Origin of the sequence: Streptomyces sp. NPDC001381 (assembly GCF_042895685.1) — a bacterium.
GTDB lineage: Bacteria > Actinomycetota > Actinomycetes > Streptomycetales > Streptomycetaceae > Streptomyces.
In genome coordinates this window covers 133792-160722 of sequence record NZ_JBIAWO010000003.1, presented here as the reverse complement: position 1 = coordinate 160722, position 26931 = coordinate 133792, and the positions used below count along the sequence as shown (strand labels likewise).

The window sequence follows — 26931 nt, the reverse complement described above, 5'->3', positions numbered from 1 at the left end:
CAGAAGGGATCACCAACGTGTTCACCCCGAAGTACCCGCCGCAGGACACCGCTCCGGCGACTCCGACCGTCCACAGCCCGGTGCCCTACGTCCCTGCCCACACCCCGGTTTCGCCCGCCCCGTCCGCCAACCGGCCGACCGTTCAGCTCACCGCTGGAAGCACCCTCGCCCTGGTCACTGGCGGTGGCGCCGTAGTCCTGGTCGTGGGCGCGGTCCTGGTCTCCATGCTCCTCGCGGTCGCCATCACCGCCGCCTCTGTGGCGGTCTGCGCGGTCGTCATCCGCTCGATCCTCAAGGAGAACAAGGCGTGACCGACTCCGCCGTCATGGCGGGCCTGGACCCGGCCACCCTCGCCGACGTGCTGAGGCTGGCCGGGTCTCCCGGCTTCGACCGAGTGCAGGACCAGATTCGTCGTACGGGCGGTTGCTCCAACCCGATCCACCTTCAGGGCTCCACGGTCATCCGTGACCGAGCTTCCGGCCGGGTCCTGCACAGCTACAGCACCGACAGCGAGCCCGGAAGCCGTCTCCGCGTCGCCTGCGGTAACCGCCGTGCCTCCCGGTGCCCGGCCTGCGCCTGGACCTACGCGGGGGACACGTACCACCTGATCCGCGCGGGCCTGGTCGGTGATCCCGCCAAGGGCACCCCGGACACCGTTCGCGATCACCCTCGGGTGTTCGCGACCCTGACTGCCCCGTCGTTCGGGCCGGTCCACAACCGGCCGGGCAATCGGCCCTGCCGCTGCGGCGTCCGCCATGCCGAGGACGCGCGGGAGCTGGGCACCCCGCTCGACCCGGACACGTACGACTACGCGGGCTCTGTCCTGTGGAACAACCACGCTTCGGAGCTCTGGCGGTACTTCACGATCTACCTGCGTCGGGAGATCGCCAAGCGGGCCGGGCTCACGCAGAAAGAGGCCTACGCAACATCGCGCGTCGCCTTCGGAAAGGTCGCCGAGTACCAGAAGCGCGGGGCCGTGCACTTCCATGCCGTCATTCGGTTCGACGGACCCGACGGGCCGGACTCCCCGCCCCCGGCCTGGGCCACGCTCGACCTCCTCACCAACGCGATCAAGGCTGCGGCCGCCCGCGTCGCGTTCGACGTCGACCCGGCCGGTGACCAGCCCGCCCGCACACTGCGTTGGGGCACGCAGCTCGACGTACAGCGCATCGGAGCCTTCGGCCACGGCGAGGAGATCACCGAACAGGCCGTCGCCTCCTATGTCGCCAAGTACGCCACCAAAGCCGCCGAGACCACCGGCACCGTAGACCGCCGCGTCGGCAACAAAGAGGCCTTGGTCCTGCTCGACGTCCCCGAGCACGCTCGCCGACTGATTGAAGCCTGCCTCGACCTCCACGCGCTCTACCCGGACCGCAAGCTCCGGGACTGGGCTCACATGCTCGGCTTTCGCGGCCACTTCTCCACCAAGTCCCGGCGCTACTCCACCACTCTCGGCGCGCTGCGCCAGACCCGCGCCGACTACCGGGCGCAGCAGCAGCGCGAAGCCCTCGGCCTGCCGGATACCGACGACGAGGAAGCGACCACGCTCACCCTCGCCCACTGGACGTACGCCGGCCACGGCCACACCCCCGGCGAATCCTGGCTCGCCGCCAGCATCCGCCGCGACATCCAGCTGAACCGCGAAACCGCCCGCGAAGAGGTGCTCTACCTGCTCGCTGACGAGAAAGGAACTGTTAACCATGGCCTCAGAGCTGCCAAGCCGGTTCCTGACCCCTGAGGACCTGGTCGAGATGTTCGAGCTACCCAGCGTCGAGACGGTCTACCAGTGGCGCCGGAAGCGCACCGGCCCCCGCGGCTTCCGGGTCGGCCGGCACCTGCGCTTCGATCCGCGCGACGTGCGGGTCTGGGTGGACTCCCAGATGGCGGAGGTTGCCTGATGGCCGGGCACATCCAAGACCGCTGGTACAAGACCGAGACTGGGCCGAACGGCAGGCCTGTCAAGGTCAAGACCGAGCGCTACGGCACCGGCCTGCGCTACCGGGCTCGCTACGTCGGTCCCGACGGCACCGAAAAGTCGAAGAGCTTCCCCGATCGCAAGAAGCGGGAGGCTGAACGCTGGCTTGACCGCATCGAAGCGGACATGGCAACTGGTCACTACGTCGACCCGGGTGCGGCCAAGGTGACCTTCCAGGAGTACACGGAGAAGTGGCTCACGACCCTCGGGGCCGACCCGAACACGATCGAGTCCATGAACTCTCAACTGCGGCTTCACGCCTTCCCGTATATCGGGACGCGCCCGCTCGGATCGTTCAAGCCGGAACACATCCGGGAATGGGTGGCAACACTCGAAGCCAGCGTGCCCGGCTCGTACGGCCGCATCATCTACGCGAACGTGCGAGCGGCCCTGAGCGCTGCTGTTGATGACGGGTACCTGAGCCGCAACCCGGTCTCCGCTCGATCCGTTAAGCCGCCGGTGCTGGAGCCCAAGCGGGTGGTGCCCTGGTCGGTTGAGCGGGTGTTCGCTGTACAGGCAGCGATGCCGGAGCGGTACCGGGCCATGGTCGACCTGGGCGCGGGGTGCGGCATGCGCCAGGGGGAGATCCTGGGAATCGCAGTGGATGCGATCGACTTCGAGTCCGACACGCTGCACGTGGTGCAGCAGCTCAAGCTCAGTCGGAGTAAGCCCGTGTTCGCGCTGCCCAAGGGCGGCAAGACCAGGGACGTACCGCTTCCCGGTCCCGTGGCCGACGCGCTCAGGGCTCACACGAAGCAGTTCCCGCCGGTTGAGATCACGCTGCCCTGGAAGACACCGGACGGGCCGAAGGTGACACGGCGTCTCATCTTCATGGCGCCTGGGGGCAACCACGTGTGGCGCACCTCCCTGAACGAGGAGGCGTGGAAGCCTGCTCTCGTCGCGGCCGGCGTCATCCCGGAGCGGGAGACCAGGGCGGCCGGTTACGCGGCGGCGCGAGAGCACGGCATGCATGCGCTGAGGCACTTCTACGCGTCCGCGCTCCTGGACGGCGGGGAGAGCATCAAGGCGGTCAGCGAGTACCTCGGGCACAGCAACGCCGCCCTGACGCTACGGATCTACGCGCACCTCATGCCGAGCAGCCAGGAGCGAACCCGGACGGCAATCGCGACGGTCTATGCCAAGGCGCAATGTCCTGTCTGACGGCCCACAGACGGCCCACGGCCCCGTAAAGGCTGACCAGTTCGGTGGAAACCGCTGGTAGATGCCTTGCGGGGCCGTCGGCTTGTCTTCTCCGAGCCGGAGAAGACGGCGGCCTACCTGGCGGAGGTCACGGGGGCGTAGGACCTGGCCGGTGCGATCCGTCCGGCAGGCCTAGGTCGTGTCCGCAAAGTCCCGCCGTTCGCCCGCAGGGCGGGCCTCGCGGCGTCGTGGGGGCCCCTCCCGCGCGAGCGAAGCCGAGCGTGGGGGAGCGTGCTCTCGGCGTGCCGGGCGGAAGGCCTCGTACTGGGTGTACTCGGGCTTTCGCCCGGTGCGGCGAGAGCACGTGCCGGGCGTCGCGAGGCAGGCGGGACTTTGCGGACACGACCTAGAGGCTCGTGGGCGGCTGGTCGGGGCGGACGGCGCCGAGGATCGGGTGGGACGCGATCGGGGAGACCTTGACCTTCTCCCCGGTGCGCGGGGCCTGCACGACCATGCCGCCCCCGAGGTACATCGCCACGTGCGTGGCCTCGGGGAAGTAGATCACCAGGTCGCCGGGGCGCAGCTCCGCGAGGGGGATTCTCGGCAGCCGCGCCCACTGCTCCTGGCTGGTGCGCGGGATCGGCGTCCCGGCCTCGCCCCAGGCCTGGGACGTCAGGCCCGAGCAGTCGTACGACGCGGGGCCCTCGGCGCCCCACTCGTACGGCTTCCCGAGCTGCTGTACGGCGTACCGCACGGCCTTCTCACCCTCCTGAGACGGCTTGTGGTCGTCGCCCAGCGTGCCGGACGCCATGAGATCGTCCTGCGCCCGGGCGACCCCGTCCTTCTCCAGTTCGGTGATCGCGGCGAGCTGTGCGGCGGTGAGGGAGGCGAGGAGTCTCTCCACGTCGTCGAGGCGCCGCCGGACGGCGTCGCGTTCCTTCTTCTTCCGCTCGGTGAGGGTGAGCTGGGCGTCCAGGGCGGCGCGGGCCCTGCGGGCCAGGTCGCCGGCCCTGCGTTCGCTGCCCTCCAGGCGCCCCACCGTCTCGGCCCGCTCGCGCGCCAACTGGCCGATCACATGGTTCTGGTCGAGCGCGTGCTGCGGATCGCGGGCGAGCAGCAGCCGTACGTAGGGGGAGATGTCGGTGGTGTTCTGGTACTGCTGGCGGGCCAGCCGGCCGGCCGCGCCCCGGCTCTCGTGCAGGGTCAGCCGGGCCTCGGCCAGTTCGGCGTCCAGCCGGTCGGTCTCGGCCCGCCGTTTCCCGAGCGCCTCCTCGGTGGCGTTGTAGGCCTCGGTGGCCTTCTCGGCCTCCCGGTACAGCCGCTGAAGTTCCGTCAGCAGTTCGCCCACGGCCCGCTCGCCGGACGGCGCCGGGCTCACCGGCGCGGGAACCGCCCGTTCGCCGGGCGCGGGCGGCTCCGGTACGGCGACGGCGGTGCCGCCGGCCAGGACGGCCTGGGCGGCCAGGGCCGCCGTCGAGACCGCACAGGCCAGGCGCAGCAGCCTTCCTGACACGTCATCACCTCCGCTGCGGGGAGGCACCCGGGTGGCCCCTCCGTCCCGCAGGGCGAGCATGGGGCGCGCCGGTGGGGGCCGCGCGGCGAGCTGCTCGGTTCGGCGCAACGGGGTCACCCGTCGGCGTCGTCCCGGCGGGTGTCCGGCGTGGCGGGTTCCGGTTTCGACCAGGGCCACTTCAGGCGGCCGCCCGCGTCGCCCTGGGGGTCGTAGGCGTACTTCCACCCCTGCTGAAGCCCCAGCCTCCTGCTGTGTCCGAGCGGCACCCGCCGGTAGACCAGGACGGTCGGCGGGCCGCCCGCCGCGTCGGGGACGGGGATGCGGTACGTCTTCGGCGGGTGCCCGGTCATGCCCAGCAGGACGGGCAGCACCCGGCCGTCCATCGGGCCGCCCTCGAAGGGGGTGTCTTGGCTCTTCACGGCACCAGTGTCGATCAGGTCTCCGCGGCCAGCGCGCCCCGGACCAGTTCCGCGGTCTGCGGGTCGCGTCCCGCGGTCACCGTGAGGAGCGCGACGAACTGCTCGACCAGCCAGTCCCGCAGCTCCTCGGCGGGCGGCTCCTTGTCCTCGTCCAGCCAGATGAGCGAGGCCGCCTCGACCGCGGTGATCCACATCCGGACGGTCATCCGGAGCCGGGGGCCGGGGTCGTCGACCCCGAGATGGCTGTAGATGCGCTCGGCGGCGGACCGTCGTACGCCGTCCACGATCGCCGTCGTACGGGAGGTCTCCGCCACGCTGCCGCCCTGGAGCAGGGCGCTGAAGCCGGCGTCGTGGCGGCCGACGAAGCCGAGGTAGCGGTCCAGGGCGCGGGCCAGGCGGGGGAGGAGGGGGCCGTCGTGGGGTTCGTCGAAACAGTGCCGCAGCTCCTCGGCGGCGGAGCGCAGCGCGGCCTCGTACAACTGCTGCTTCCCGCCGGGGAAGTACCGGTACACCAGCGGCCGGGACACCCCGGCGGCCTCCGCCACGTCGTCCAGCGAGACGTCCTCGGGGAGCCGGTGCGCGAAGAGCGACAGCGCGGCGTCGAGGAGCTGACTGCGCCGCTCCTCGACACTGAGGCGACGGTAGGCGGGGGCGGCGGGCGTCATGAGTGCAGCGTAATCGCCGCAGGCCGCGGGACGCCGCCCGTCCGCCGGTCACGCGCGCTGCGAGCGGGCCTGTGGAGGCGTGGGTCCGTCGTCCGGGCGCGGGAGCGTCGTGGCCGGGCGCGCAGTTCCCCGCGCCCCCGGGGGCGGGCGGGCCGACCCGCCCCCCCCGCCCCGCCCGGCCCGGCACCTACGCCAGCAACCCCGACGACTTCCACAGCCGTCGGCCGACACCCCGCAGCACGCCGATGTCGTCCAGGAAGTCCGTCAGCCGCTTCGACCCGGTCTGCATGACCTCCCGGCGATGCCCGCTGGCCTTCACCTGCGCGAGCGCCTCCCGTTTGTCCAGGCCCACGTTCGTGTACACCTCGGGATTCACGAACGCCACCGAGAACACCCGGGCGAACTCCCCGGACGTGACCCGCGTGAACTCCTGCGACCACCTCGGCGCGGTCACCATCTGCCGCCGCAGCTCCTCGCGCGCGTACCGCACATGCCGCGCCTCCTCCACCACATGGATCCGCGTGACCCCCCGGACCAGCGGCTGGACCCGCTCGTCCGGGAAGGTCAGCCGCTGCATCCAGTCGAGCACCTCCTCGCCGAGCAGCGTCGCGGTGAAGGACCCGGGGGTGGTGGAGATCGTCTTGAACAGGCGCCCCAGGTTCTGGTGCGCCCGGCTCACCGGGTACCAGGGCGTCCCTCCGGCGGTGATCAGCCGGGCGAACATCTTCGAGTGCCGGCACTCGTCCTCGATCTCGGTGAGCGCGTACCGCACATGCGCGCTCGTCGCCGCCTTGTCGTAGATGTGCCGCACGAGCAGCTGCATCAGGATGATCTCGAACCAGATGCCCAGCGAGGCCAGCGCCGCCGCCTCGTGCTGGGACAGCAGCAGCCGCTGCTCCTCGCCCATCCGTTTCCACAGGGGCGTGTCGTACAGCGACACCAGCTCCGGCGGCCAGAACCACTTGCCCTCCTCGAAGGGCGTGTCCCAGTCGAGCTCCTTGTCGGGGTCGAAGGAGTGCTTGGCGGAGGACGCCAGCAGCCGCTCGGCCACCTGCTCCCGGTCCTTGAGCAAGCCCAGCGCGTCCCGCAGTCCGTCCAGCGCGTCGGCTTCCGTGAGGGTCGTCATGGCTCTTATGAGACTGCTTGTCAGCAAGGCCGTCAATCCCCCGGGCGTGACTTCTCCCTCCACTTGTTGACCCGCTGTCCACCCCGTGTGAGCCTGCGGGGCATGCCCACACATGACCTGTACGCCATGGATCCGGGCGACCGGCACTGGCAGGTGCCGGCGACCGGCGCCGCCCGCTTCACCTGGGAGTACGACGACGGGCGCGACCGTCTCCTGGCCCTCTACCAGAAGGGCAAGGACAAGCAGTGGGACGGGCTGACGCGCATCGATTGGGACCTGGAAGTCGATCCGCACGACCCCCTCGGCACCCCCGACGAGGCCATGTCCCTGTACGGCACCCGGCACTGGGCGAAGCTCACCGACAAGGACAAGGGCGAGCTGCGCCGGCACTACGCCTCGTGGCAGTTCAGCCAGTTCCTGCACGGCGAGCAGGGGGCGATGATCTGCGCCGCCCGGATCGTCGAGTCCGTGCCCGACCTGGACGCGAAGTTCTACTCGGCGACCCAGACCATGGACGAGGCCCGCCACGCCGAGATCTACGGCCGCTTCCTGCACGACAAGATCGGGATGCTCTACCCGATCAACGACAACCTCCGGTCCCTGCTCGACGACACCCTGAGCGACAGCCGCTGGGACATGCCGTACCTCGGGATGCAGGTGCTCATCGAGGGCCTGGCCCTGGCCGCCTTCGGCATGATCAGGGACACCACCGACAAGCCCCTCCCGAAGCAGATCCTGGCCTACGTCATGCAGGACGAGGCCCGGCACGTGGCCTTCGGCCGCATGGCGCTGCGGGACTACTACCGGCAGCTCACCGACGCCGAACTGCGCGAGCGCGAGGAGTTCGTCATCGAGGGCTGCTACCTGATGCGCGACCGGCTGCGCGGCACCGAGGTCCTGGAGAACTTCGGCATTCCCCGGGCGGAGGCACAGGAGTACAGCGAACGCTCCGAGTTCCTCGCTCTCTTCCGCAGACTGCTCTTCTCCCGGATCGTCCCCTGCGTCAAGGACATCGGCCTGTGGGGCCGTCGGCTCCAGGAGGCGTACGTCGACATGGGCGTCTTCGAGATGGGGGACGCCAACCTCGACCTCCTCATGACGCAGGACGAGGAGATCGCGGAGCGGCTGGACGCCGAACGGTTCGCGGCGGAGGAGCGGGAGCGGGTCGCGGAGGTGGCGGCGGCCGTCGAGGCGGGGGCCACCGGGGACTGAGGCCGTCACCCCCATGGAGTAGCGTGCTGACGTGTCCACGCCTCCGCCGCCGCAGAACCCCTACGGCCCGCCGGTCCCCCCGGGACCCCACGACAGCCCCCAGAACCCGTACGGCCGGCAGCCCGCGCAGCCCCCGCAGGGCCCGTACGCCGCCGGCCCCTACGGGCAGCCCGGGCCCCCGCCCCCGCAGCCGTACGGCCCGCAGCCCGGTCAGCAGCCGTACGGCGCCCCGTACCCTCCGCCGCCCTACGGGTGGGCCCCGCCGCCGCCGAAGAGCCGGACCGGGCTGATCCTCGGGATCGTGGGCGGCGTCGTCGGGCTGGTCGTGCTGGGGGTGGTGGGGCTCGTGCTGATCGGCGTGACGGTCGAGAACGGCTTCCCCGACGCCGAGTACCGGCTGAACCTGCCCAAGACCCTCCTCGACGGCCGCTACGAGCTCACCCAGGACCTCTCCGACACCGAGGGGCAGGAGATCGAGAACGCGATGGACGGCGCCTGGGACGCCAAGGTCACCGACTCCGCGGTCGGCGAGTACGGCCGGGGAGGCGACGACACCCAGGGCGCGCTGCTCGTGTCGGGCATGTACGGCCGGTTCCAGGACACGGACGACAACCGCGACGAGATGCTGAAGGGCGTCGGCGAGGCCGACGGCCTCACGGTGGTCGGCACGCCGAAGGACTTCCGCCCCGCCGGTTCGGACACCACGGTCACCTGCGAGGTGGTCACCCAGACGGAGGCCGGTACGACCCTGACGTATCCGGTCTGCGCCTGGGCGGACGGCAACACGGCGGCGGTGGTCGCCGAGATCACCGAGGAGAACATCGCACAGGACGCCTCCGACATCGACCTGGAGGCGGCCGCCGAGACCACCCTCAAGGTCCGCTCCGAGACCCGCGAACACCTTTAACCCTTCGGGTTGCTGGGCCGCCGGGTCGCCGGTCGCCGGGCTCCCGGGCTGCTGGGCTGCCGGGCTGCCGGGCTGCCGGGCTGCCGGGGTGCCGGGCTCCCGGGTCGCCGGTCGCCGGGCTCCCTCCCGGGTCGCCGGTCGCCGGTCGCCGGGCTCCCGGGCGGCTGGGCCGCTGGGCTGCCGGGGTGCCGGGCTGCTGGGGTCCCGGGTCGCTGGGTCGCCGGGCTCCCGGGTCGCCGGCCGCTGGGCTGCCGGGGTGCTGGGGTGCCGGGCTGCTGGGCTGCTGGGGCGCCGGGCTCCCGGGTCGCTGGGGCGCCGGGCTCCCGGGTCGCCGGGTCGCCGGGCTCCCGGGTCGCTGGGTCGCCGGGCTCCCGGATCGCCGTGCCCCGGGTTGCCGGGCCGCAGGCCCCCGGGGCGCCGGGCGCCAGGCCGCTGGGCCAACGGGCCGCTGCCTTCCGGGCCGCCGGGCCCCGCGGGGCCCGGTCCAGAGGCCAGGGGGCCGGGGGACGGTGTCCCGCTGGCCTGGGCCCGGTGTCCCGGGGACGGGCCCGGTGGGCAGGCGTGCCGGGCCGGGGCCCGGTGGGGCCGGTGTCTCAGGGGTGCGGCGGCCCGGAGGCCCGGGGTCCGCTCAGACCGAGCAGCCCAGACCCTCGGGCACCGCGAAGCTCACCGGTTCCGCGCCCTGCGCCGGGAACGACGTGCGCAGGGTGAAGGCGTACGGCGTCGGACCGTGGGCCCGCAGATGCAGCAGCCGGGCCTCCGCCTCCGCGACCGTGGGGCGGTGGCCCGCCGGAACCCACCACAGGGTCGTCATCGCCTCCCGCACCCGCTCGAACCACTCACGCCGGCGGGAGAGCATCTCGCGGTGACGGCCCTGGTACATGTACGCGGACAGGCTGTCGGTGTCCCGCCACACCGACATGTTGACGATCAGCCATGCGTCGCCGAAGACCTGGATGCCGGTCGCGTCGCCGTCGTCGTCCTGGAGGCGCCAGACGAAGCCGGCGGCCGCGTCCGCGTCCGCGTTCACGGGGTCGAGGGCGTCGACGAAGTCCTTCAGCTCCGGTGAGTCCAGCGGGAACCTGAGACGGGCGAGGTTGACCTGGGCGAGTTCGAAGGCGGCGGTTTCCGGGGTCGCTTCAGCGGCGGCGTCAGTCATGAGCGAACCGTAGGACGGACCTGTCCGGTACCGGAAGCCCCCGTCTCACGGACCGAGCACCGCCTCCATCACCGCCCGCGCGATCGGCGCCGCCATCCCGCCGCCGGTGATCTCCCCCCGGTCCGCCGACCCGTCCTCCACGACCACCGCCACCGCGACACTCGGCTCCATGTCCCGCTCGCCCTGCGCCCAGGACACGAACCAGGCGTACGGGATCCCGGCGTTGCCGATGCCGTGCTGCGCGGTGCCCGTCTTGCCGCCGACCCGCGCGCCCGGGATCGCCGCGTTCTTCCCGGTGCCCTCGCGCACCACGTCCATCATCAGCTTCCGCAGCCGTACGGCGGTCGCCGGGTACATCGCCTGCCGCACGGGACGCGGACCCGCCGTGGCCACCGTGGCCCCGCCCCGCCGCGTCGTCCGCTCCACCAGATACGGCTCGCGCACCAGGCCCCCGTTCGCCACCGCCGCCGACACCATCGCCATCTGCAGCGGAGTCGCCCGGGTGTTGTACTGCCCGATGGACGACAGCGCGAGCTGCGCCTTGTCCAGCGAGGTGTCGAAGGTGCTGGTGGCGACCGAGAACGGGATCCGCACGTCCGCGTCGTTGAAGCCGAACGCCTGAGCCGTGCGCGACATCCGCGCCAGCCCCACGTCCACGCCCAGCTTCGCGAACACCGTGTTGCACGACCACATGAACGCCTCCCGCAGCGGAGCGTCCTCGCAGCCGTCGCCCTCGTTCGTCAGGCTCGTCGTCGTCCCCGGCAGCCGGTACGGCACGGGGGAGTCGGTCGCCTCGTCCAGGTCCGTGACCACGCCCGCGTCCAGCGCCGCCGCCGCGGTCACCACCTTGAACGTCGACCCCGGCGGATACGTCTGGCGCACCGCCCGGTTCAGCATCGGCTTGTCGGGATCGCCGTTCAGCCGCGCCCAGGCGCGCTCGGCCCCCGCGTCGTTCCCGGACAGCTCCGAGGGGTCGTACGACGGACTCGACACCAGCGCGAGCACCCGGCCCGTCGCCGGCTCGACCGCCGCCACGGCGCCCTTGCGGCCGTCCAGCCCCTCGTACGCCGCCTGCTGGGCGCGGCGGTCGAGGGTGGTGACGACGTTCCCGCCGGGCGGGCGGCCGCGCGTCACGTCGTTCCACAGGGGGAACGGCGAGAGCATCGGGTCCACCCCGGACAGGAGGCCGTCCTCGGCGTGCTCCAGGAACGTCGTCCCGTACTCCTGCGAGGCGAAGCCGGTCACCGGCGCGTACAACGGCCCGTCGCGGTACGTCCGTTCGTAGCGCAACTGCTCGCCCGTGTCCCGGGAGCCGGTGACCGGCGCGCCGGCGACCAGGATGTCGCCGCGCGGCTGGCCGTAACGGGCGATGGCCCCCCGGCGGTTGGCCGGGTTGTCGTCGTAGGCGGCGGACCGGACCACCTGGACGCGCAGGGCGTTGGCCAGGAGCGCGGCCAGGAGCAGGGCGCAGAAGGCGGCGGCATGCCGGATGTGCCGGCTCACCGCGTCTCCTCACTGATCACGGTGCCGCCTTTCCGTCGTACTGCCGCCGCGCCGAGTCGCTCACCCGGATCAGCAGCGCCACGATCGCCCAGTTGGTGACCACCGACGAGCCGCCCTGCGCCAGGAACGGCATCGCCATGCCGGTCAGCGGGATCAGCCCGGTCACCCCGCCCGCGATCACGAACACCTGCAGCGCCACGATCGAGGCGAGACCGACGGCCAGGAGCCGCCCGAAGGGGTCGCGCAGGGCCAGTCCGGCCCGGTAGCCGCGCTGCACCAGCAGGCCGTAGAGGAGGAAGAGCGCCGACAGACCCGCCAGTCCCAGTTCCTCGCCCGCCGTCGCCAGGATGAAGTCAGACTTCGCGGCGAAGCCGATGAGGACGGAGTGGCCGAGACCCAGCCCGGTGCCGAGCACGCCCCCCGCGGCGAACGAGAAAAGGGACTGGGCCAGTTGGTTGGGCCCCAGGCCCGCCTCGATCGACGCGAACGGATGCAGCCAGTCCTCGATCCTGCTGTGGACGTGCGGCTCCAGCCGGCCGACGGCCACCGCGCCGACCGCCGCGAGCAGCAGCCCCACCGCGATCCAGCCGGTGCGGCCGGTGGCCACGTACAGCATGATCACGAAGAGGCCGAAGAACAGGAGGGACGTGCCGAGGTCCCGCTCCAGGACCAGCACGCCCACGCTCAGCAGCCAGATCGCGACGATCGGACCGAGCACCCGGCCGGTCGGCAGCTGTATGAACCAGATCTTGCGGCCCGCGAACGCCAGCGCCGTGCGGTTGGCCGCCAGATACGCGGCGAAGAACACGGCGAGCAGCACCTTCGCGAACTCGCCCGGCTGGATGGAGAAGCCGGCGATCCGGATCCAGATCCGGGCGCCGTTCACGGCGGGGAAGAAGATCGGCAGCGTCAGCAGGGCGAGCGCGGCGACCACGCTGACGTACGCGTACCGCTGGAGCACGCGATGGTCGCGCAGGGCGGCCACCACCACGATGAACAGACCGATGCCGAGGGTCGACCACACCAGCTGCGTGGGCGCCGCCCGGTCGCCCGGCGTCTCCAGGTCCAGCCGGTAGATCAGCACCAGTCCGATGCCGTTGAGCAGCACGCCGATCGGGAGCGGAAGCGGGTCGGCGTAGGGGGCGCGCAGGCGCACGGCGAGGTGCGCCAGCAGGGCGAGCACGCCGAGCCCGGCGCCGTAACCCGCGGCGCCGGGCGGCAGGGTGCCCTGCCGGGCGATGCCGACCGCGCAGTAGCCGTACACCGAGAGCAGGACGGCCACGACGATGAGGGCGAGTTCGATGCCGCGGCGCCGGGGGAGGCGTACGGCGGGGGCGGGTGCGTCGGCCGCGGCGATCGCGGTCGCGGCTCCGACTCCGGCTCTCGTCATGTCCGGAACCTACCCAAACAGGGCTCCTTGTGAGCCTTGGGTGCCGCTCGTGTCAGCACCAGCGCGGCGCCTCGCCGATGTTGTCGATGTAGCGCGCCGCGCCCCAGGCCCAGGTCCCGTCCGTGAGGAGGTACCAGAGGGGGTTGCCCTGGACGTTCTGGCCGGGGGTCTTGCAGAAGATCGAGACGATCTGTCCCCGGTGGACGGAGCGGATCACCTGGCTGGCCCGGGTGGGCTTGCTGCGCAGGAGAAGCCGGTTCGCGGTGACGCGGCCGCGGTACAGGCGCTGGGTGCCGTTGTGGCCGCCCTGGTTCCACTGGCCGCCGCCGTCACCGCCCTGGCCGCCGCCTTGGCTCCACTCGTTGCCGCCGCCGTCGCCGCCTTGGCCGCCGCCCTGGTTCCACTGGCCGGCGTTGCCGTTGCCGCCCTGTCCGCCGTCGCCGCCCTGCCCTCCCTGGTCCCAGCTGCCGGAGCCGGTGCCGCTGCCGGTGCCGCCGCCGTTCCAGTCGTCGTCGGCGGTGGCGGGGGTGACGGCGGCCGCGGTGACCAGTGCGCCGACGGCGGTCGCCAGGGCGAGGCGGGTGAGGGCTGAGCGGCGCAGGGACATGGCGATACCTCCACGAAGAGGGTGAAGCTGACTTATCGCCACATTAGGAGTGGTTCATGCGTGCCGCCCGTCACGCTGCGCCATCGGGGAGACCGGCTCCGCCGGGTGGCGTCTGAGGGAGCGTCAGCGTGGCCACCGCCCCGCCCTCCGGCGCGTTGGCGAAGGCCAGCACCGCCCCCAGGACCTCCGCCTGGCCGACCGCGATGGTCAGCCCCAGCCCGTGCCCCTTCGAGCCGCCCTCCGTACGGAAGCGCTGCGGCCCGTGCGCGACGAGGTACTCCGGATAGCCGTCCCCGTGGTCCCGCACGGTGACCACCGGCCCGTCCACGGTGAGGACGACGGGCGCCCGCCCGTGCCGGTGCGCGTTGGCGACCAGGTTGCCCAGCACCCGTTCGAGGCGCCGCCGGTCCGTCCACACCCGCGCGTCCCGTACGACCGTGATCCCGGTGTCGGTCCCCGACGCCCGCACGACCCGCCCGGCGAGCGCGCCCAGTTCCTCGGCGTCCAGCTCCAGCCGCTCGCGCCCGGTGTCGAGGCGGGAGATCTCCAGCAGGTCCTCGGTGAGCGTGCGCAGCGCGGCCACCCGGTCGCGCACCAGCTCCGTGGGCCGGCCCGGCGGCAGCAGCTCGGCCGCCGCGTGCAGCCCGGTCAGCGGGGTGCGCAGCTCGTGCGCCACGTCGGCGGTGAAGCGCTGCTCGCTCAGCAGCTTGCCCTGGAGGGTGGCAGCCATCGTGTCGAGCGCGGCGGCCACGGCGGCCACCTCGTCCTGCGGCCGGCCCGGCTCCTTGGTCCGGGGATCGTCGACCCGTGCGTCCAGATCGCCGGCGCTGATCCGACGGGCCACCTGCGCGGTGGTGTGCAGCCGCCGGGTCACCCGGGTCACCGCGAAGGCGCCGACCAGCAGCGTCGCCCCGATCGCCAGCCCCGACGACCACAGGATCGCGGAGTCGAGCCCCTCGATGGTGCGGGCGCTCTGCGCGTAGTCGACCCGGACGGCGAGAGCCCGCCGGCCGTCGGCGGGACCGGCCGCCCACATCGTGGGACGCCCCTGGAGGTCGGCGACCATGGTGCCGCGCTCCCCGGCCAGCGCCAGCGCGCGCAGCGAGGCGGGCAGACCCGGCGGGTCGACGCCCGCGCCCCAGCCGAGGGTGTCACCGGCCTCGAAGGCCGCCGTCGCGTCCTCCAGCCGGGTCAACGCCAGCTCACGGGCCTGACCGACGGTCTGGTTCGTCACCGACACATGCACGAGGACGCCGAGCAGGGCGGCCAGCGCACAGCACATCACCGTGATGAACACGGCGGCCTTCACGGCGAGCGTGCCGGCCCACCGGGGGAGCGCGCGCCTCATCGGCCGCTCGCGGAGGAGGAAGGGGCGGGACTGGAGGAAGGGGTGGGGCCCGGGGAGGTGCCGGGAGAGGCGCCGGGGCTTCGCCTCGGGCTGCCGGTGCGCAGCATCTCGTCATGGGTCAGCAGCATCGCGTGCTGCTGCTGGTCCCAGGTCCACTGCAGGCGGTACTCGTAGCCGGCGACCTCGGAGGGGGAGCGGATGATCACCGACCGGCCGGCCAGCTCGACCCCGCTGACGGCGTCCTCGTAGGCCATGACCTGCACGAGGCGGTGTCCGCGGACGGTGTACACGCGCACGGCCGTGAGGTTGCCGGGCAACTGCCGGAACCCGAGCGTCATGTCGTCGTGCCCGTCGCCGGTCAGATCGCGGTAGTACGCCTTCAGGACGGGGCACTCGCGCCCCGCCGCCCCGCTCCTGCCGCAGCCGGCCATCCGCCGGGCGGTCCCGTCGTACGCCCCGGCGCCGTAGTCGCCCGGGTTCGCGGCGATCTCCGCGCGGACGACGGCGACCGGATCGACGTCGTGGATGTCCCCGCCGGGCACGGTGACGCCCTTCACCGTGGTGGTGTCCACCTCGCCGATCTCGAAGGCGGGGCTGGAGGCGGGGGTCAGATCCGGCCAGAGCCGGTCCGGGCTGACCGCGGTCGGTGTGGCGCCGGCCCCCTGCAGCCCGCCGGCGTCACCGCAGGCCGCGGTGGCCGAGGCCAGCAGGACGGCTGCGGCGACGGCGAGGGCGGTGCGGGTGGGGCGGCTGGATGGCACGGGACTCCTGAGGTGCATGGTGATGCGAGGCCCCGTACACCTTATTCATGGGGAAGTCCTATTTGCGTACCGGGTGAGGGCGGGTGGTGCGGGGTGACACGGACGGCGCGGGTGACGAGGAGGGAGCGGAAACGATTGTGCATGGTCATTCGGCCAGCTCCTCCAGCAGCCTGGCCGTCGGCAGCCCCGCCCGCAGGTACTCCACGAACAGCTCGTTGTGCAGGGCCCACGGCGAGCGCCGCGACCGTATCAGCCGGATCGCCTCGTCGGCCGTGTGCCCCCGGCGCATCAGCGCGTGGGCGACGACCAGCCCCGAGCGGTTGTATCCGCTGTAACAGCGGACGAGGACACGCCGCCCGTCGTCCAGGGCCTCACCCGCGGCCTGCGCCAGCCGGATCACTCCCGCGAGCTGGGTGCCGTCCAGCGGACCGTCCGGAATCGGCCACACATGGTGGACGACGCCCGGGTCGGGCCCGTGCCCGGACCGGGCCGAGGTCAGCGTCTGCACGAGGTCGAACTCGTCGCGCACCACGGCGAGCGCGGGCTGCCCCGAGGGCGCCCGGTACTCGTGCCCTCCCATCCACAGCCCCGGCACGATCTCGTCCCACGGACGGTCCGGAGCCGGTACGTCGGGTTGCTTCCTGCGGGTCCGCAACGGCGCCTCCCCACGCGCGCTCCCTGAGCCCTATGACCTGCCCAACTCCTCTCCAAAGTAACCGCCTTCTTGCCCTCGCAGCACCCCGCCTGTTCCCATGGTCGTGGGGTGATGGTGCATGACCGGACTGCGCGTCGTACCGACCTGGCGGCACGGCCGGGAACGGCTCTACGTCTGTCTCACGGACGGCAGGAACATCGCCTGGTACGACCGTGAGGCAGCCAGGATCAACCTGCTCGCCGACGACCGCAGGGAGGACGTGCTCGAGGCCCTGGGCCCCTTCCTCACCGGCTCGGTCACCGTCGGGCCGCCCCCGGTGCCGACCCCGGCGGAACTGGCCCGCCTCACCCTCCATCCGGACGACGACCTCGCCCCCAACCGTCCCGGCGAGGCCCTCCTGATCGCCCTTGACCGCGACCCCGGCCCCGCCCACCGCCTGCGGCCCGACCCGCGCCGCCACGCGCTGACCGCCGAACAGACGGTGGGCGCGGCCCTGGACCGTCTCGACGGCGCCGGCTGGCACACCCTCCACTCGCTCACCCTCCCCGGCGGCGACCGCGTCCACCACCTGGCCATCGGCCCCGGCGGTCTGTTCTCGATCCACACCCTCCACGCCCGCAAGCAGCGGGTACGGATCGCCGACCCCCTCGTCACCCTGGGCCGGCGCGCCCCGGAACCGCTGCTCCGCCGCATCCGCGCCGACGCCGGCCGCGTCTCCCACGCTCTCACCGCCGAGGTCCGCCCCGTCCTGGCCCTCGTCGGCCCCACGGACGTGACCTTCACGACGGCACCCCGCGAGGTGCGCGTCCTCACGGACTCCGAGATCGAGGGCTTCGCCCGCCTCGGCGGCGTCCTGAAGCCGGCGGACGTGGAGGCCCTCCACGCGATGGCCCGCGACCGCAAAACCTGGACCCACCTCTGACCCACCCCGCTCGGGCGAGGGCCGAAGGGGGGCGGCGGCGCGAAAACCCACCCCCACCCACCCCCGCTCACGGCAGTGATCCCGCCCGCCCGGCATCGAAAAGCGGCGCCAGCAGATCCCCCCACTCCCGCACCCGCCCCACCACATCCTCCGCCCGCAGCGCCAACCGCTCAGCCACCCGGACCTCCACGACCTCCGCCACCTCCTCCCACCTCACCGGCGCCGACACGAACGGCTCCTCCCGGGCCCGCAGCGTGTACGGCGCCGCCGTCGTCTTCCGTGCCGCGTTCTGACTCCAGTCCACGAACACCTTCCCGGGCCGAAGACTCCGCGTCATCCGGTGCAGCACCCGTTCGGGCATCGCCCGCTCCGCCTCCACGGCCAGCCGTTTGGCGTACTCGCTGACCTGTTCGGAGGACGCACCCCGCACCGCCGCCAGCAGATGCAGCCCCTTGGACCCGGAGGTCTTCGCGAACGCCTCGATCCCGTCCGCCGCCAGCCGCTCCCGCAGCCACAACGCGACCTCGCAGCACTCGACCACACTCGCCGGCGCTCCCGGATCCAGGTCGAAGACCAGCCGGTCGGCCTGCTCGGGATCCTGGACCACCCACTGGGGCGTATGGAACTCGGTCACGAGATTCGCCGCCCACACCAGGCTCGCCAGATCCTGCACGACCACCATCCGGGCCGGCCCCTCCGACCGCGGAACCTGGGCGGTGGTGACCCACTCGGGCGTCCCCGGCGGCACGTTCTTGGCGAAGAACACCTGCCCGTCCGGCCCGTCCGGATAGCGCAGGAAGGACAGCGCCCGGTCGCGCAGATGGGGGAGCAGGGCGTCGGCGACCGTGACGTAGTAGTGCAGCATCTCGCCCTTGGTGAAGCCGGTGGCCGGATAGAGCACCTTCTCCAGATTGCTGAGCGCGAGCCTCCGCCCCTCCACCTCTGTGATCGGCGTCATACGATGAGAATCACATGAAATCGGCACAAAACGCCTACGCGTACATGCCGGCCATGAAGGTTCAGCCGACCACGAAGGTCCAGCCGGACACGAAGGTCCAGCCCGACAGGACGCTCCAGTCCGACACGACGGTTCAGGAGGACGCTGCCCGTGCGATCCATTTGGAACGGCGCCATCTCCTTCGGCCTCGTCAGCATCCCGATCAAGCTGGTGAACGCCACCGAGAGCCACTCGATCTCCTTCCGCCAGATCCACACCGAGGACGGCGGCCGCATCCGCTACCGCAAGGTGTGCGAGCTGGAGGACCGCGAGGTGAGCTCCGCGGAGATCGGGAAGGGGTACGAGGACGCGGACGGCACCATCATCCCGATCACCGACGAGGACCTGTCCCACCTGCCGATCCCGACCGCGAAGACGATCGAGATCGTCGCCTTCGTGCCGGGCGACCGGATCGACCCCCTCCAGATGGACGCCGCGTACTACCTCCAGGCGGGCGGCGCCCCCGCGGCGAAGCCGTACACCCTCCTGCGGGAGGCGCTGAAGCGCAGCAACAAGGTCGCCATCGCCAAGTACGCCCTCCGCGGCCGCGAACGCCTCGGCATGCTCCGCGTGGTCGGCGACGCCATCGCCATGCACGGCCTGCTCTGGCCGGACGAGGTCCGCGCCCCCGAGGGCGTCGCCCCGGACACCGACGTCACCGTCCGCGACAAGGAGCTCGATCTCGCGGACGCCTTGATGGACACCCTCGGCGAGGTCGACCTGGACGACCTGCACGACGAGTACCGCGAGGCCGTCGAGGAGGTGGTCGCCGCGAAGGCGGCCGGCGAGACACCCCCCGAGGCCCCCTCCGCACCGTCCGGCGGCAAGGTCCTGGACCTGATGGCGGCCCTGGAGAAGAGCGTGCGCGCGGCGAAGGAGTCGCGCGGCGAGGCGACGGAGGCCCCGGACGAGGCGGACGTCAGACCCCTCCCGGAGCGCAAGACGGCGGGTGCGTCCCCCAAACAGACGGGCGGCAAGAAGTCGACGTCCACGGCGAAGAAGGCGACGGCGGCGTCCGGCTCCGCGAGGAAGTCGACGGCGAAGACGGCGAAGACCGCGAAATCGGCCCAGACCGCGAAGAAGGCGACGCAGTCGCAGTCCAGGAGCACGGCGGCGAAGAAGACCACCACCACGAAGAAGACCGCCGCGAAGAAGACGGCGGCGAAGAAGACGACGGCCCGCAAACGCACGGCCTGACCCCTGGGGCCACCCAGGAGGCGGCGGACGCCGCAACCGCGCTCAACCCGACACCCCAAGGCCCCGCAGCCCCGGCTTCCCCCTCCACGCGAGCCCCCGGCCTTCCCTCACACAGCCCCTCTCCGCCCTCCCCGAAGCCCCTCCTTCCCCTCCCCAGCTCCCTGCCTCCCCTCAAGCGGCCTCCCCTCAAGCGGCCTCCTCCAAGACCCCCTGCACTCCGACCGCCCCACCCCCGTCCCTCCGCCGCGGAAACATCACCAGCCCCGTCCCCAGCGCCAGCCCCACCGCGGCGGCGAGCGGGAAGCGGCCCCCGTACGCGAAGCCGTGCCCGGCGAAGTAGGTCAACGCCCACACGCTCACCCCGATCCCGCCCCACAGCCGCCAGGCCGCCACTCCCCGGAGCCCGGCTTCGGGCCGCACCCGCGCTCCCAGCACCGCCAGCACCCGCTCCAGCGGCCGCAGCGCGGCCACGACGCACCCCAGAACGCCCCCGAGCACCAGCAGCCACGGCACCCGCAACCCCCACCACCCCGGCGAGCCGTACGCGGGCTGCGGCGCCAGGCCGGTCAGATAGAAGGCGGCGGCGACCACCAGCACCGGCAGCATGTGCCACAGATAGAGCGTCATGCTCGCGGCCCCCAGCCCCCGCACCCACCGCCACACCGCCGCGCCCTCCAGCATCCGCCGCACGCCCGGCGCGACGAGCAGGCACACCCCGACCTGCGCCACCGCCCACGCCAGCATGGCCACCGACGGCGGGTCGGTGTTGCTCGGATCCTGCCCGGTCACCAGGATCAGACTCACGGGAAAGGGCCCGAGCCCGACGAGCAGCGCGAACCCGGCCCCGCCCCCCACCGCCATGACGCCGGCCACCCGCCACGCGCCCCGCACGCCGCTCCCGCCCCTGACGCCCTCCACGCCGCTCCCGTCCCCCACGCCGCTCCCGCCCAGCAGCCCGTCCCGCCAGCAGAACCCGAGCTGGTAGACCACCCCCCACACCAGCAGGTAGTTCAGCGCCCCCAGAGCCTCGACGGCCCCCGCATACCGCCCGTCACCACCTCCGGCCACCGCCGCACCCACCGCGAGAGCCACCACCCCCATCGCCAAGGGAACCCGTGGCCCCCACCGCCGATGCAGTGCGTGCAGCGCCGGAGTCAGGGCGCTGAGCAGCAGGTACACCGGCAGGAACCAGAACTGCATCGCCATCGCCCACCCCACCAGCGCGAGCGTGCCCGGATCCACGCCGGCCGCCGAGCAGACACCCGCCGCCAGCAGCACGAGACAGCAGTACGCGGCCACGGGCAGCAGCAACCGCACCGCCCGCTGTCCCACCCACCCCGCAGCCGTCCCGCCGCCGGCCCGCGCCCGCACCCAGGAACCGCCCGCCGCATGTCCTCCGGCGAGGAAGAACAGCGGCATGATCTGGAAGCCCAGCGTCAGCCACTGCGTCCAGGGCACGGTCGCCAGCAGCTCCGGCGCCGTGATCCGCCCGTCCGGATGCCGGACCAGTCCCGTGATCAGCCAGTGCCCCAGCACGACCAGCACGATGGCCCACGCCCGCAGGAAATCGACGTACCGGTCCCGATCGCTGCCCATGCCCACACATGCTCCCGTCCCGCCAACTCCCGGACACCGCAGAACTCTTGTCGCAACCAACCCGTGCCCGGCCCGACACCACCGGCGGCCTCCCACACCACCGCGCCTGCCTCCCTGCACCACGGCGCCGGCCTCCCCGGCGCTACGCGTCGCGCGCCGAGCCCCGGGACCGAACGAAGCGGAGGACGGCCATCGGTTCACCGGGTTCCGGAGGCCGGGTCCAGGACCGGGTGGTGAGGGTGTACGCCCGCCCCCGGGTCAGGGCGAACCGGGGGAGTCCGACCCCGAACTCACCGGCGACGGCGTCCAGCAGCCCCGCCTCGCCCGTGCCGCCCCTCCCGAAGAAGCGGTCCGGATCGAGCGGCTCGGGTACGGCTCCGCGCCGCTCGGTCGTCTCCCCGCCCCGCACGGTGAAGGCGTACCGCTCCTCGCCGCCCCGCGCGACGGAGAGATGAAACACCCCCGGCCGCCCCGGACGCGCCGCGGGCGAACTCCACACCACCACCGCCCGACGCCCGCCCCTGCCGCCCGCAACGGCGCCCCCGCCCCCGACAGAGGCTGACCCCTCGTCAAAGGCGCCCCCGGAGGCGACCACAGCAGGCGACACGAACCGTTGCGCGTTGAACGGCTGCGGCCGCCCGTCGAACACGAAGCTCCAGCCCTCCCCGGCCAGACCGACCGCCGCCGCGACCGCCCGATCCTCCCAGTGGCCGGCCTCGGTGGCCTCGGACGCCTCAGCTGCCCCCGGCCCGGCCCCACGTCCCGCCCGGAAGAGCGCCTCGAACCGGCTCTGCGGCCCCCGCAGCCCGGACACACCCTCGGCCCCCAGGAGCTCGGGCAGCTCGTCCGGCCGAACGCCTTCGACGAGCACGAACCGGTAGCCCGCCCCCAGTTCGCCGTCGTCCGCGTCGGCCAGCCACGCCAGCCCCGGCGGATCGACGTCGGCCGCGGGCACGGGCACGTCCCCCGTCTCCCCGGCCCGCGGCGTGGCGAGCAACTCCCGCCCCCGCTCGGGGATGCCGCACACCTGACCGAGGAACGGATCGGCGAGCAGCCCCACCGGCGCCAGATGCTCCGGCCCCAGCGGCCGCCACAGCGGCAGCGCCGCCCGCAGAATGCGCCACGCCTCGTCCGTCCGTCCCCAGCGGGCCTGCTCCCGCGCCTCCTCCACGGCCCGCCCGAACGGCCCCTCGGCGGTGTACCGGTACGTACCGTCCCGCACCTGACCGAGCAGTGACCCACCCAGCTCCCGCACCGCCTCACCCGCGCCCCGGAAGAGTCCGGTCCAGGCCGCGTCGTCCTTCCAGCTGTCGCGCACATGGTCGGCCGCGAGTACGGCCAGCAACTCGGGCGCGTACACCGGATCGAAGGCGAGCCGATCGAAGTCGGCCGCGTAGGTGTGCCCCGTCAGCCGCCGGATCTGGTCGTACAGCCCCCTCGCCCGTGGTCTGCCGTACGCCAGGGCCTCCTCCAGCGCGGCCTCCGCCCGCTCGTACCGCCCGCTGAGCGCCGCCAGCCGGGCCTCCTCCACGGCGGCGTCCTGCTCCCGCGTCGTGTCGTTGACGAACGAAGCGCCCGAGCGGCCCGACTCCAGACAGTGGAACTCCCGGTGCATCGCCTCCATGAACTCCCGGAAGGACCCGTACCGCTCGGGCGGAGCCGCCCGCCAGCCCGCCCACACGTACACGGCCCACTCACCGGCCGCGTCGACGTCGTCCGGGCCCATCACCACATACGTCGCGTCCGACTCCACATCCAGCCGCAGGGCCCGCTCCCACACCGCCGCGGCGAGCACCTCCTCCCGAGGGGAGTCCTCGTCCAACTCCTCCCGCAACGCCTGCCCGAGTCCGGCCACGTCCTCGGACCAACGGATCTCCCCGGTCCCGGCCAGCACGGACACGAACCCCCCGGCATGCCGCCACCCGTCGCTGACCTCGAGGAACGCCCGGTACGAAGGCGGCAGCCGGCACCCGAGCCGCTCCTCGACGGCGGCCATCCGCGCTTCGTCCGCCCCGGGCGACCCCAACCACCGCTCCCGCAGCGCCTCCCGGTCCCGCTCCCCGGGCGACTGCTCCGGATCCCAGGCGTCGGCCCACTCCGCACTCCACCGCTCCAGAAAGCCCCGCCACGCCACCTCGCCCACGCGAACTCCCCCCGCGTCGAACCCACCCGTTCCGACCATGCCCCCATGCTGACAGCCACCACTGACAACGCCCCGTGACCAGCGGCCGGACGACTCGCCGGACGCGCGGAGCCCTCACCAACCACCCGCCGCGACCGACGCACACCACCTTGACGCGACCGATGTTACCGGTAACATCGACGCTCGTCCGGAGCATCACAGCCCTGCCCACACCGCCGTGGGCCGTCCGCCCCTGGAGCCCGCGTGACCGACCACTCCACGCAGCACCGGCCCACCCCACCGCAGACGGCCGGCCCGGACGCACCCACCTCTCCCGTCTTCACCACCCCGGCCGTCGCCGCCTCCTGCGCCGGCTTCGTCCTGATCGGCGCACTCCAGGCCTTCTACGGCCCCGCGATCCCCGCCCTCCGCGAGGAGTTCGCCCTCGCCCCCTCCCTCGCCGGACTGGCCCTGAGCGCCCACTTCGTCGGCGGCGTGGCCGGAGTCCTCCTCTTCGACCGCCTCTACGGCCGCACCGGCAACCGCCGGCTCCTGGGCGCCTCGTACCTCCTGATGGCCCTGGGCGCGGCGGCCTTCGCCCTCGCCCCGACCTGGCCCCTGGCCCTCACCGCCGCCCTCCTCGCAGGCCTCGGCTTCGGCGGCATCGACTACGGCCTCAACCAGCTCTTCGCCGTCGGCTTCGGCCACCGCTCCACCGCGATGCTCAACATCCTCAACGCCCACTTCGGCATCGGCGCGATCCTCGGCCCAGCCCTGATCGGCGCCGCGGGCGCCGACCACTACCCGACCGTCTTCCTGGCCTTCGCCCTGGCCACCCTCCCCCTCCTCCTCTGCCTACGAGGAGTACGCGAAAGAGCCCCCCACCCCACCCCCCACTCCGGCACCCCCACCACCCACACCGCCCTGCGCTCCGTACTGACGGTCTTCGTCACCCTCTACGTCCTGCACGTGGGCATCGAGGCCGGCGTCGGCGGCTGGGAACCCACCCACCTGGAGGCCGCCGGCTACGGCGCCGCCCTGGCCGCCACCGCCACCTCCGTCTACTGGCTGATGATGACCGTCGGCCGCTTCCTGGTGGCCCCCCTGGCCCTCCGCTTCTCCCCTCAAGCCATCATCACGGTCTCCTGCGCAGGCATGACGGCCTCCCTGCTCCTGGCGGCCCTGCCGCCCCTCGCCCCCTACGCCTACGCAGCCGTAGGCCTCTTCATCGCCCCGATCTTCCCCACCGGCCTCCCGTGGCTCCACCGGGCCGCCCCCCAGGCCCGCCGCGCCGGCGCCCTGGTCATAGCCGCCTCGATGGCCGGCGGCGTCGCGGCGGGCCCAGCCCTCGGCAAGGTCATCGAGTGGTCGGACGTCAACGCCGTACCCCTCCTCCTGGCGGCGGTCTCCGCCACATGCCTGACAGCCACCCTCTGGCTGACCCGCACGACAGCCCCCTGACGCCACGACACCACCAGGCCCGCGCACCGCCGCCCCCGCCTTCCCGCACCCGCCCGACGACGGGAGCGGGTCGTGGCGGTGCGGCGCAGCCCGTCGCTTACTTCGTCTCTGCCACGTCCCACTGGGGCAGCGGGCAGCAGTACGCCCGACTGCGACGGGCTCGCCGCACCGCCACGACCCCGACCCACCTCTGACGCGAGGCACCTCTGACGCGAGGCACCCCGACGCGAGGCACCCCGAAGCGAGTTACCCCCGACGCGAGGCACCTCAGACCCACCCCCCCCCCGACGCGAGGCCCCCCGGCGCCGAGCGCCCGCAAGACAACCCCGGCGCCACACACGCAAGACCTGGGCGCCAGCCGCTCGGCAGCCCCCGCCCCGCACCCCCCGGCGCCAGACCAAGAGACCCGCAAGCGACACACCCCAAGCCCCCGCAGAAGCCCCCAAGGAAGGGAAGACCCCATGCCGGCCCTCACCACCACCCCCCACGGCTTCCTCCTCCACGGCGAACCGTTCCGCATCCTCTCCGGCGCCCTCCACTACTTCCGCGTCCACCCCGACCAGTGGACCGACCGCCTCCGCAAGGCCCGCCTCATGGGCCTGAACACGGTGGAGACGTACATCCCCTGGAACCTCCACGAGCCCACCCCCGGCACCCTCGCCCTGGACGGCCTCCTCGACCTCCCCCGCTTCCTCCGCCTGGCCCAGGCGGAAGGACTCCACGTCCTCCTCCGCCCCGGCCCGTTCATCTGCGCCGAGTGGGACGGCGGCGGCCTCCCCTTCTGGCTGACCACCGACCCCGACATCCGCCTCCGCACCAGCGACCCCCGCTTCACCGACGCCGTCGACCGCTACCTCGACCTCCTCCTCCCCCCGCTCCTGCCGTACATGGCCGCGTCGGGCGGCCCGGTCATCGCCGTACAGGTGGAGAACGAGTACGGCGCCTACGGCGACGACACCGCCTACCTCAAGCATCTGGAGAGCAGCCTCCGCTCCCGCGGCATCGAGGAACTCCTCTTCACCTGCGACCAGGCCGACGGCGACCACCTCACCCGCGGCACCCTCCCCGGCGTCCTCGCCACCGCCACCTTCGGCAGCCGCGTCGACCACCACCTGGCCCGCCTCCGGGAGGCCCAGCCCGAGGGCCCCCTGATGTGCGCGGAGTTCTGGATCGGCTGGTTCGACCACTGGGGCGGCCCGCACCACGGCCGGGACGCGGCCGACGCCGCCGCGGACCTCGACCGGCTCCTCTCCGCGGGCGCCTCCGTCAACATCTACATGTTCCACGGCGGCACCAACTTCGGCTTCACCAACGGCGCCAACCACCACCACGCCTACGCCCCGACCATCACCTCGTACGACTACGACGCCCCCCTCACGGAGAGCGGCGACCCGGGCCCGAAGTACCACGCATTCCGCGAGGTGATAGCCCGGCACGCCCCGATGCCGTCCGACCCGGCCCCGTCCCCCGCACCCAAACTCCGCCCCACCACAGTGGAGTTGACGCACAAAGCCCCACTCCTGGCCCACCTCGGCCACCTTGCCCACCTCGGTCCCGCGGTCCACGCCCCCGACCCGCTCACCGCGGACGAGCTGGGCCACCGAGCCGGATACATCCACTACCGCACCACCGTCCCCCACCCCGGACCCGGCCTGCTGCACTTCGAGGGCGGGGTGGGCGACAGGGCGCAGGTCTTCCTGGACGGCGCCCCCGCAGGCGTCCTCGAACGCGAGCGCTTCGACGAGACGCTGCCCGTCCACGTCCCCCGCGCCGGCGCCGTCCTCGACGTACTCGTCGAGAACATGGGCCGGGTCAACTACGGCCCCCGTATCGGCGTCCCGAAGGGCCTGCTGGGCCCGGTCACCCTCGACGGCGAGCCCCTGCGCGGCTGGGACTGCCACCCGCTCCCCCTGAACGAGGCACCACTCCCCACAACCTTCGCCCCCACCCCCACCCCCACCTCCGCCGAACCGGCCTTCCACTACGGCACATTCGACATCTCCACCCCCGCCGACACCTTCCTCTCCCTCCCCGGATGGACCAAGGGCCAGGCCTGGATCAACGGCTTCCACCTCGGCCGCTACTGGAACCGCGGCCCCCAGCGCACCCTCTACGTCCCGGCCCCCGTCCTGCGCCCCGGCACCAACGACCTGGTCCTCCTGGAACTCCACGGCACCACGACCACAAGCGCCCACCTCACCGACGAGCCCGACCTCGGCCCGAAGCCCTCCTGACGCGTACGGCACAGCACTCCGC

Annotated in this window: 24 protein-coding genes; 10 read left to right on the top strand and 14 right to left on the bottom strand. The window is 72.8% G+C overall.

Annotated features, from left to right (window positions below; translation table 11 throughout):
* The first annotated feature begins 17 nt into the window (after positions 1-17).
* Genes ACFY2L_RS14305 through ACFY2L_RS14290 form a run of 4 tightly spaced genes read left to right on the top strand, consistent with a single transcriptional unit; the run spans position 18 to position 3136 of the window.
* Positions 18-311 (top strand): SpdD protein, encoded by a 294-nt coding sequence (locus ACFY2L_RS14305; RefSeq protein WP_390822477.1) that lies wholly within the window; start codon positions 18-20, stop codon positions 309-311.
* The gene (repSA, locus tag ACFY2L_RS14300; RefSeq protein WP_390822476.1) at positions 308-1738 is read left to right on the top strand and encodes a replication initiator protein RepSA; all 1431 of its coding nucleotides are present in this window, start codon (positions 308-310) and stop codon (positions 1736-1738) included. The genes ACFY2L_RS14305 and repSA overlap by 4 nt, the downstream gene beginning before the upstream one ends.
* Positions 1701-1898: a helix-turn-helix transcriptional regulator gene (locus ACFY2L_RS14295; protein WP_390822475.1), complete on the top strand. Its 198-nt coding sequence runs from the start codon at positions 1701-1703 to the stop codon at positions 1896-1898. Before repSA ends, ACFY2L_RS14295 begins: the two co-directional genes overlap by 38 nt.
* On the top strand, positions 1898-3136 hold the full coding sequence (locus ACFY2L_RS14290) for a tyrosine-type recombinase/integrase (RefSeq protein WP_390822474.1): 1239 nt from the start codon (positions 1898-1900) through the stop codon (positions 3134-3136). Before ACFY2L_RS14295 ends, ACFY2L_RS14290 begins: the two co-directional genes overlap by 1 nt.
* 385 nt (positions 3137-3521) lie before the next feature.
* Here ACFY2L_RS14290 and ACFY2L_RS14285 read toward each other — a convergent pair whose 3' ends face one another.
* From ACFY2L_RS14285 to ACFY2L_RS14270, 4 genes are all read right to left on the bottom strand, one after another.
* Positions 3522-4628, bottom strand: coding sequence for an NlpC/P60 family protein (locus ACFY2L_RS14285; RefSeq protein WP_390661067.1), 1107 nt, complete (start codon positions 4626-4628; stop codon positions 3522-3524).
* Between the two features lie 113 nt (positions 4629-4741).
* Complete coding sequence (locus ACFY2L_RS14280) at positions 4742-5047, bottom strand: hypothetical protein (RefSeq protein WP_390661066.1); 306 nt, start codon at positions 5045-5047, stop codon at positions 4742-4744.
* Positions 5048-5061: 14 nt separating this feature from the next.
* Positions 5062-5712: a TetR/AcrR family transcriptional regulator gene (locus ACFY2L_RS14275; RefSeq protein ID WP_390661065.1), complete on the bottom strand. Its 651-nt coding sequence runs from the start codon at positions 5710-5712 to the stop codon at positions 5062-5064.
* Between the two features lie 187 nt (positions 5713-5899).
* A complete protein-coding gene (locus ACFY2L_RS14270) occupies positions 5900-6838 on the bottom strand; it encodes a diiron oxygenase (RefSeq protein ID WP_390661064.1) in 939 nt (312 codons plus the stop codon).
* 102 nt (positions 6839-6940) lie between these two features.
* Here ACFY2L_RS14270 and ACFY2L_RS14265 point away from each other — a divergent pair, with 102 nt between their 5' ends.
* Positions 6941-8050, top strand: a complete 1110-nt coding sequence (locus ACFY2L_RS14265) for a ferritin-like domain-containing protein (protein ID WP_390661063.1) — start codon at positions 6941-6943, stop codon at positions 8048-8050.
* A gap of 31 nt (positions 8051-8081) precedes the next feature.
* Complete coding sequence (locus ACFY2L_RS14260) at positions 8082-8957, top strand: hypothetical protein (protein WP_390822473.1); 876 nt, start codon at positions 8082-8084, stop codon at positions 8955-8957.
* 628 nt (positions 8958-9585) lie between these two features.
* Here the strand turns inward: ACFY2L_RS14260 and ACFY2L_RS14255 are convergent.
* The 7 genes from ACFY2L_RS14255 to ACFY2L_RS14225 form a co-directional block, all read right to left on the bottom strand.
* Positions 9586-10116, bottom strand: coding sequence for a DUF3291 domain-containing protein (locus ACFY2L_RS14255; RefSeq protein ID WP_390661061.1), 531 nt, complete (start codon positions 10114-10116; stop codon positions 9586-9588).
* A 45-nt stretch (positions 10117-10161) separates the two neighbouring features.
* The gene (locus tag ACFY2L_RS14250; protein WP_390822472.1) at positions 10162-11619 is read right to left on the bottom strand and encodes a peptidoglycan D,D-transpeptidase FtsI family protein; all 1458 of its coding nucleotides are present in this window, start codon (positions 11617-11619) and stop codon (positions 10162-10164) included.
* Between the two features lie 16 nt (positions 11620-11635).
* Positions 11636-13009: an FtsW/RodA/SpoVE family cell cycle protein gene (locus tag ACFY2L_RS14245; protein ID WP_390661059.1), complete on the bottom strand. Its 1374-nt coding sequence runs from the start codon at positions 13007-13009 to the stop codon at positions 11636-11638.
* A 52-nt stretch (positions 13010-13061) separates the two neighbouring features.
* On the bottom strand, positions 13062-13616 hold the full coding sequence (locus ACFY2L_RS14240; RefSeq protein ID WP_390661058.1) for an SH3 domain-containing protein: 555 nt from the start codon (positions 13614-13616) through the stop codon (positions 13062-13064).
* Between the two features lie 70 nt (positions 13617-13686).
* Positions 13687-14964 (bottom strand): ATP-binding protein, encoded by a 1278-nt coding sequence (locus tag ACFY2L_RS14235; protein ID WP_390661057.1) that lies wholly within the window; start codon positions 14962-14964, stop codon positions 13687-13689.
* Entirely contained in the window at positions 14961-15743 is a 783-nt protein-coding gene (locus ACFY2L_RS14230; protein WP_390822471.1) for a hypothetical protein, read from the bottom strand. The genes ACFY2L_RS14235 and ACFY2L_RS14230 overlap by 4 nt, the downstream gene beginning before the upstream one ends.
* A 127-nt stretch (positions 15744-15870) precedes the next feature.
* Positions 15871-16380, bottom strand: a complete 510-nt coding sequence (locus tag ACFY2L_RS14225; RefSeq protein ID WP_390661055.1) for a dual specificity protein phosphatase family protein — start codon at positions 16378-16380, stop codon at positions 15871-15873.
* Between the two features lie 118 nt (positions 16381-16498).
* On the opposite strand from ACFY2L_RS14225, the gene ACFY2L_RS14220 reads away from it, so the two are divergent.
* On the top strand, positions 16499-17302 hold the full coding sequence (locus tag ACFY2L_RS14220) for a nuclease-related domain-containing protein (RefSeq protein ID WP_390822470.1): 804 nt from the start codon (positions 16499-16501) through the stop codon (positions 17300-17302).
* 67 nt (positions 17303-17369) lie between these two features.
* Here the strand turns inward: ACFY2L_RS14220 and ligD are convergent, their stop codons facing one another.
* Positions 17370-18260, bottom strand: coding sequence for a non-homologous end-joining DNA ligase (gene ligD, locus ACFY2L_RS14215; RefSeq protein ID WP_390661053.1), 891 nt, complete (start codon positions 18258-18260; stop codon positions 17370-17372).
* Between the two features lie 150 nt (positions 18261-18410).
* On the opposite strand from ligD, the gene ACFY2L_RS14210 reads away from it, so the two are divergent.
* On the top strand, positions 18411-19496 hold the full coding sequence (locus ACFY2L_RS14210) for a Ku protein (RefSeq protein ID WP_390822469.1): 1086 nt from the start codon (positions 18411-18413) through the stop codon (positions 19494-19496).
* A gap of 186 nt (positions 19497-19682) precedes the next feature.
* Here the strand turns inward: ACFY2L_RS14210 and ACFY2L_RS14205 are convergent, their stop codons facing one another.
* Together ACFY2L_RS14205 and ACFY2L_RS14200 are read right to left on the bottom strand one after the other, a co-directional pair.
* The gene (locus tag ACFY2L_RS14205; RefSeq protein ID WP_390822468.1) at positions 19683-21092 is read right to left on the bottom strand and encodes an acyltransferase; all 1410 of its coding nucleotides are present in this window, start codon (positions 21090-21092) and stop codon (positions 19683-19685) included.
* Between the two features lie 142 nt (positions 21093-21234).
* The gene (locus ACFY2L_RS14200; protein ID WP_390822467.1) at positions 21235-23235 is read right to left on the bottom strand and encodes an SMI1/KNR4 family protein; all 2001 of its coding nucleotides are present in this window, start codon (positions 23233-23235) and stop codon (positions 21235-21237) included.
* A gap of 243 nt (positions 23236-23478) precedes the next feature.
* On the opposite strand from ACFY2L_RS14200, the gene ACFY2L_RS14195 reads away from it, so the two are divergent.
* Complete coding sequence (locus ACFY2L_RS14195; protein ID WP_390822466.1) at positions 23479-24675, top strand: MFS transporter; 1197 nt, start codon at positions 23479-23481, stop codon at positions 24673-24675.
* A 461-nt stretch (positions 24676-25136) separates the two neighbouring features.
* The gene (locus ACFY2L_RS14190; RefSeq protein ID WP_390822465.1) at positions 25137-26909 is read left to right on the top strand and encodes a beta-galactosidase family protein; all 1773 of its coding nucleotides are present in this window, start codon (positions 25137-25139) and stop codon (positions 26907-26909) included.
* The last annotated feature ends 22 nt before the right edge of the window (positions 26910-26931 follow it).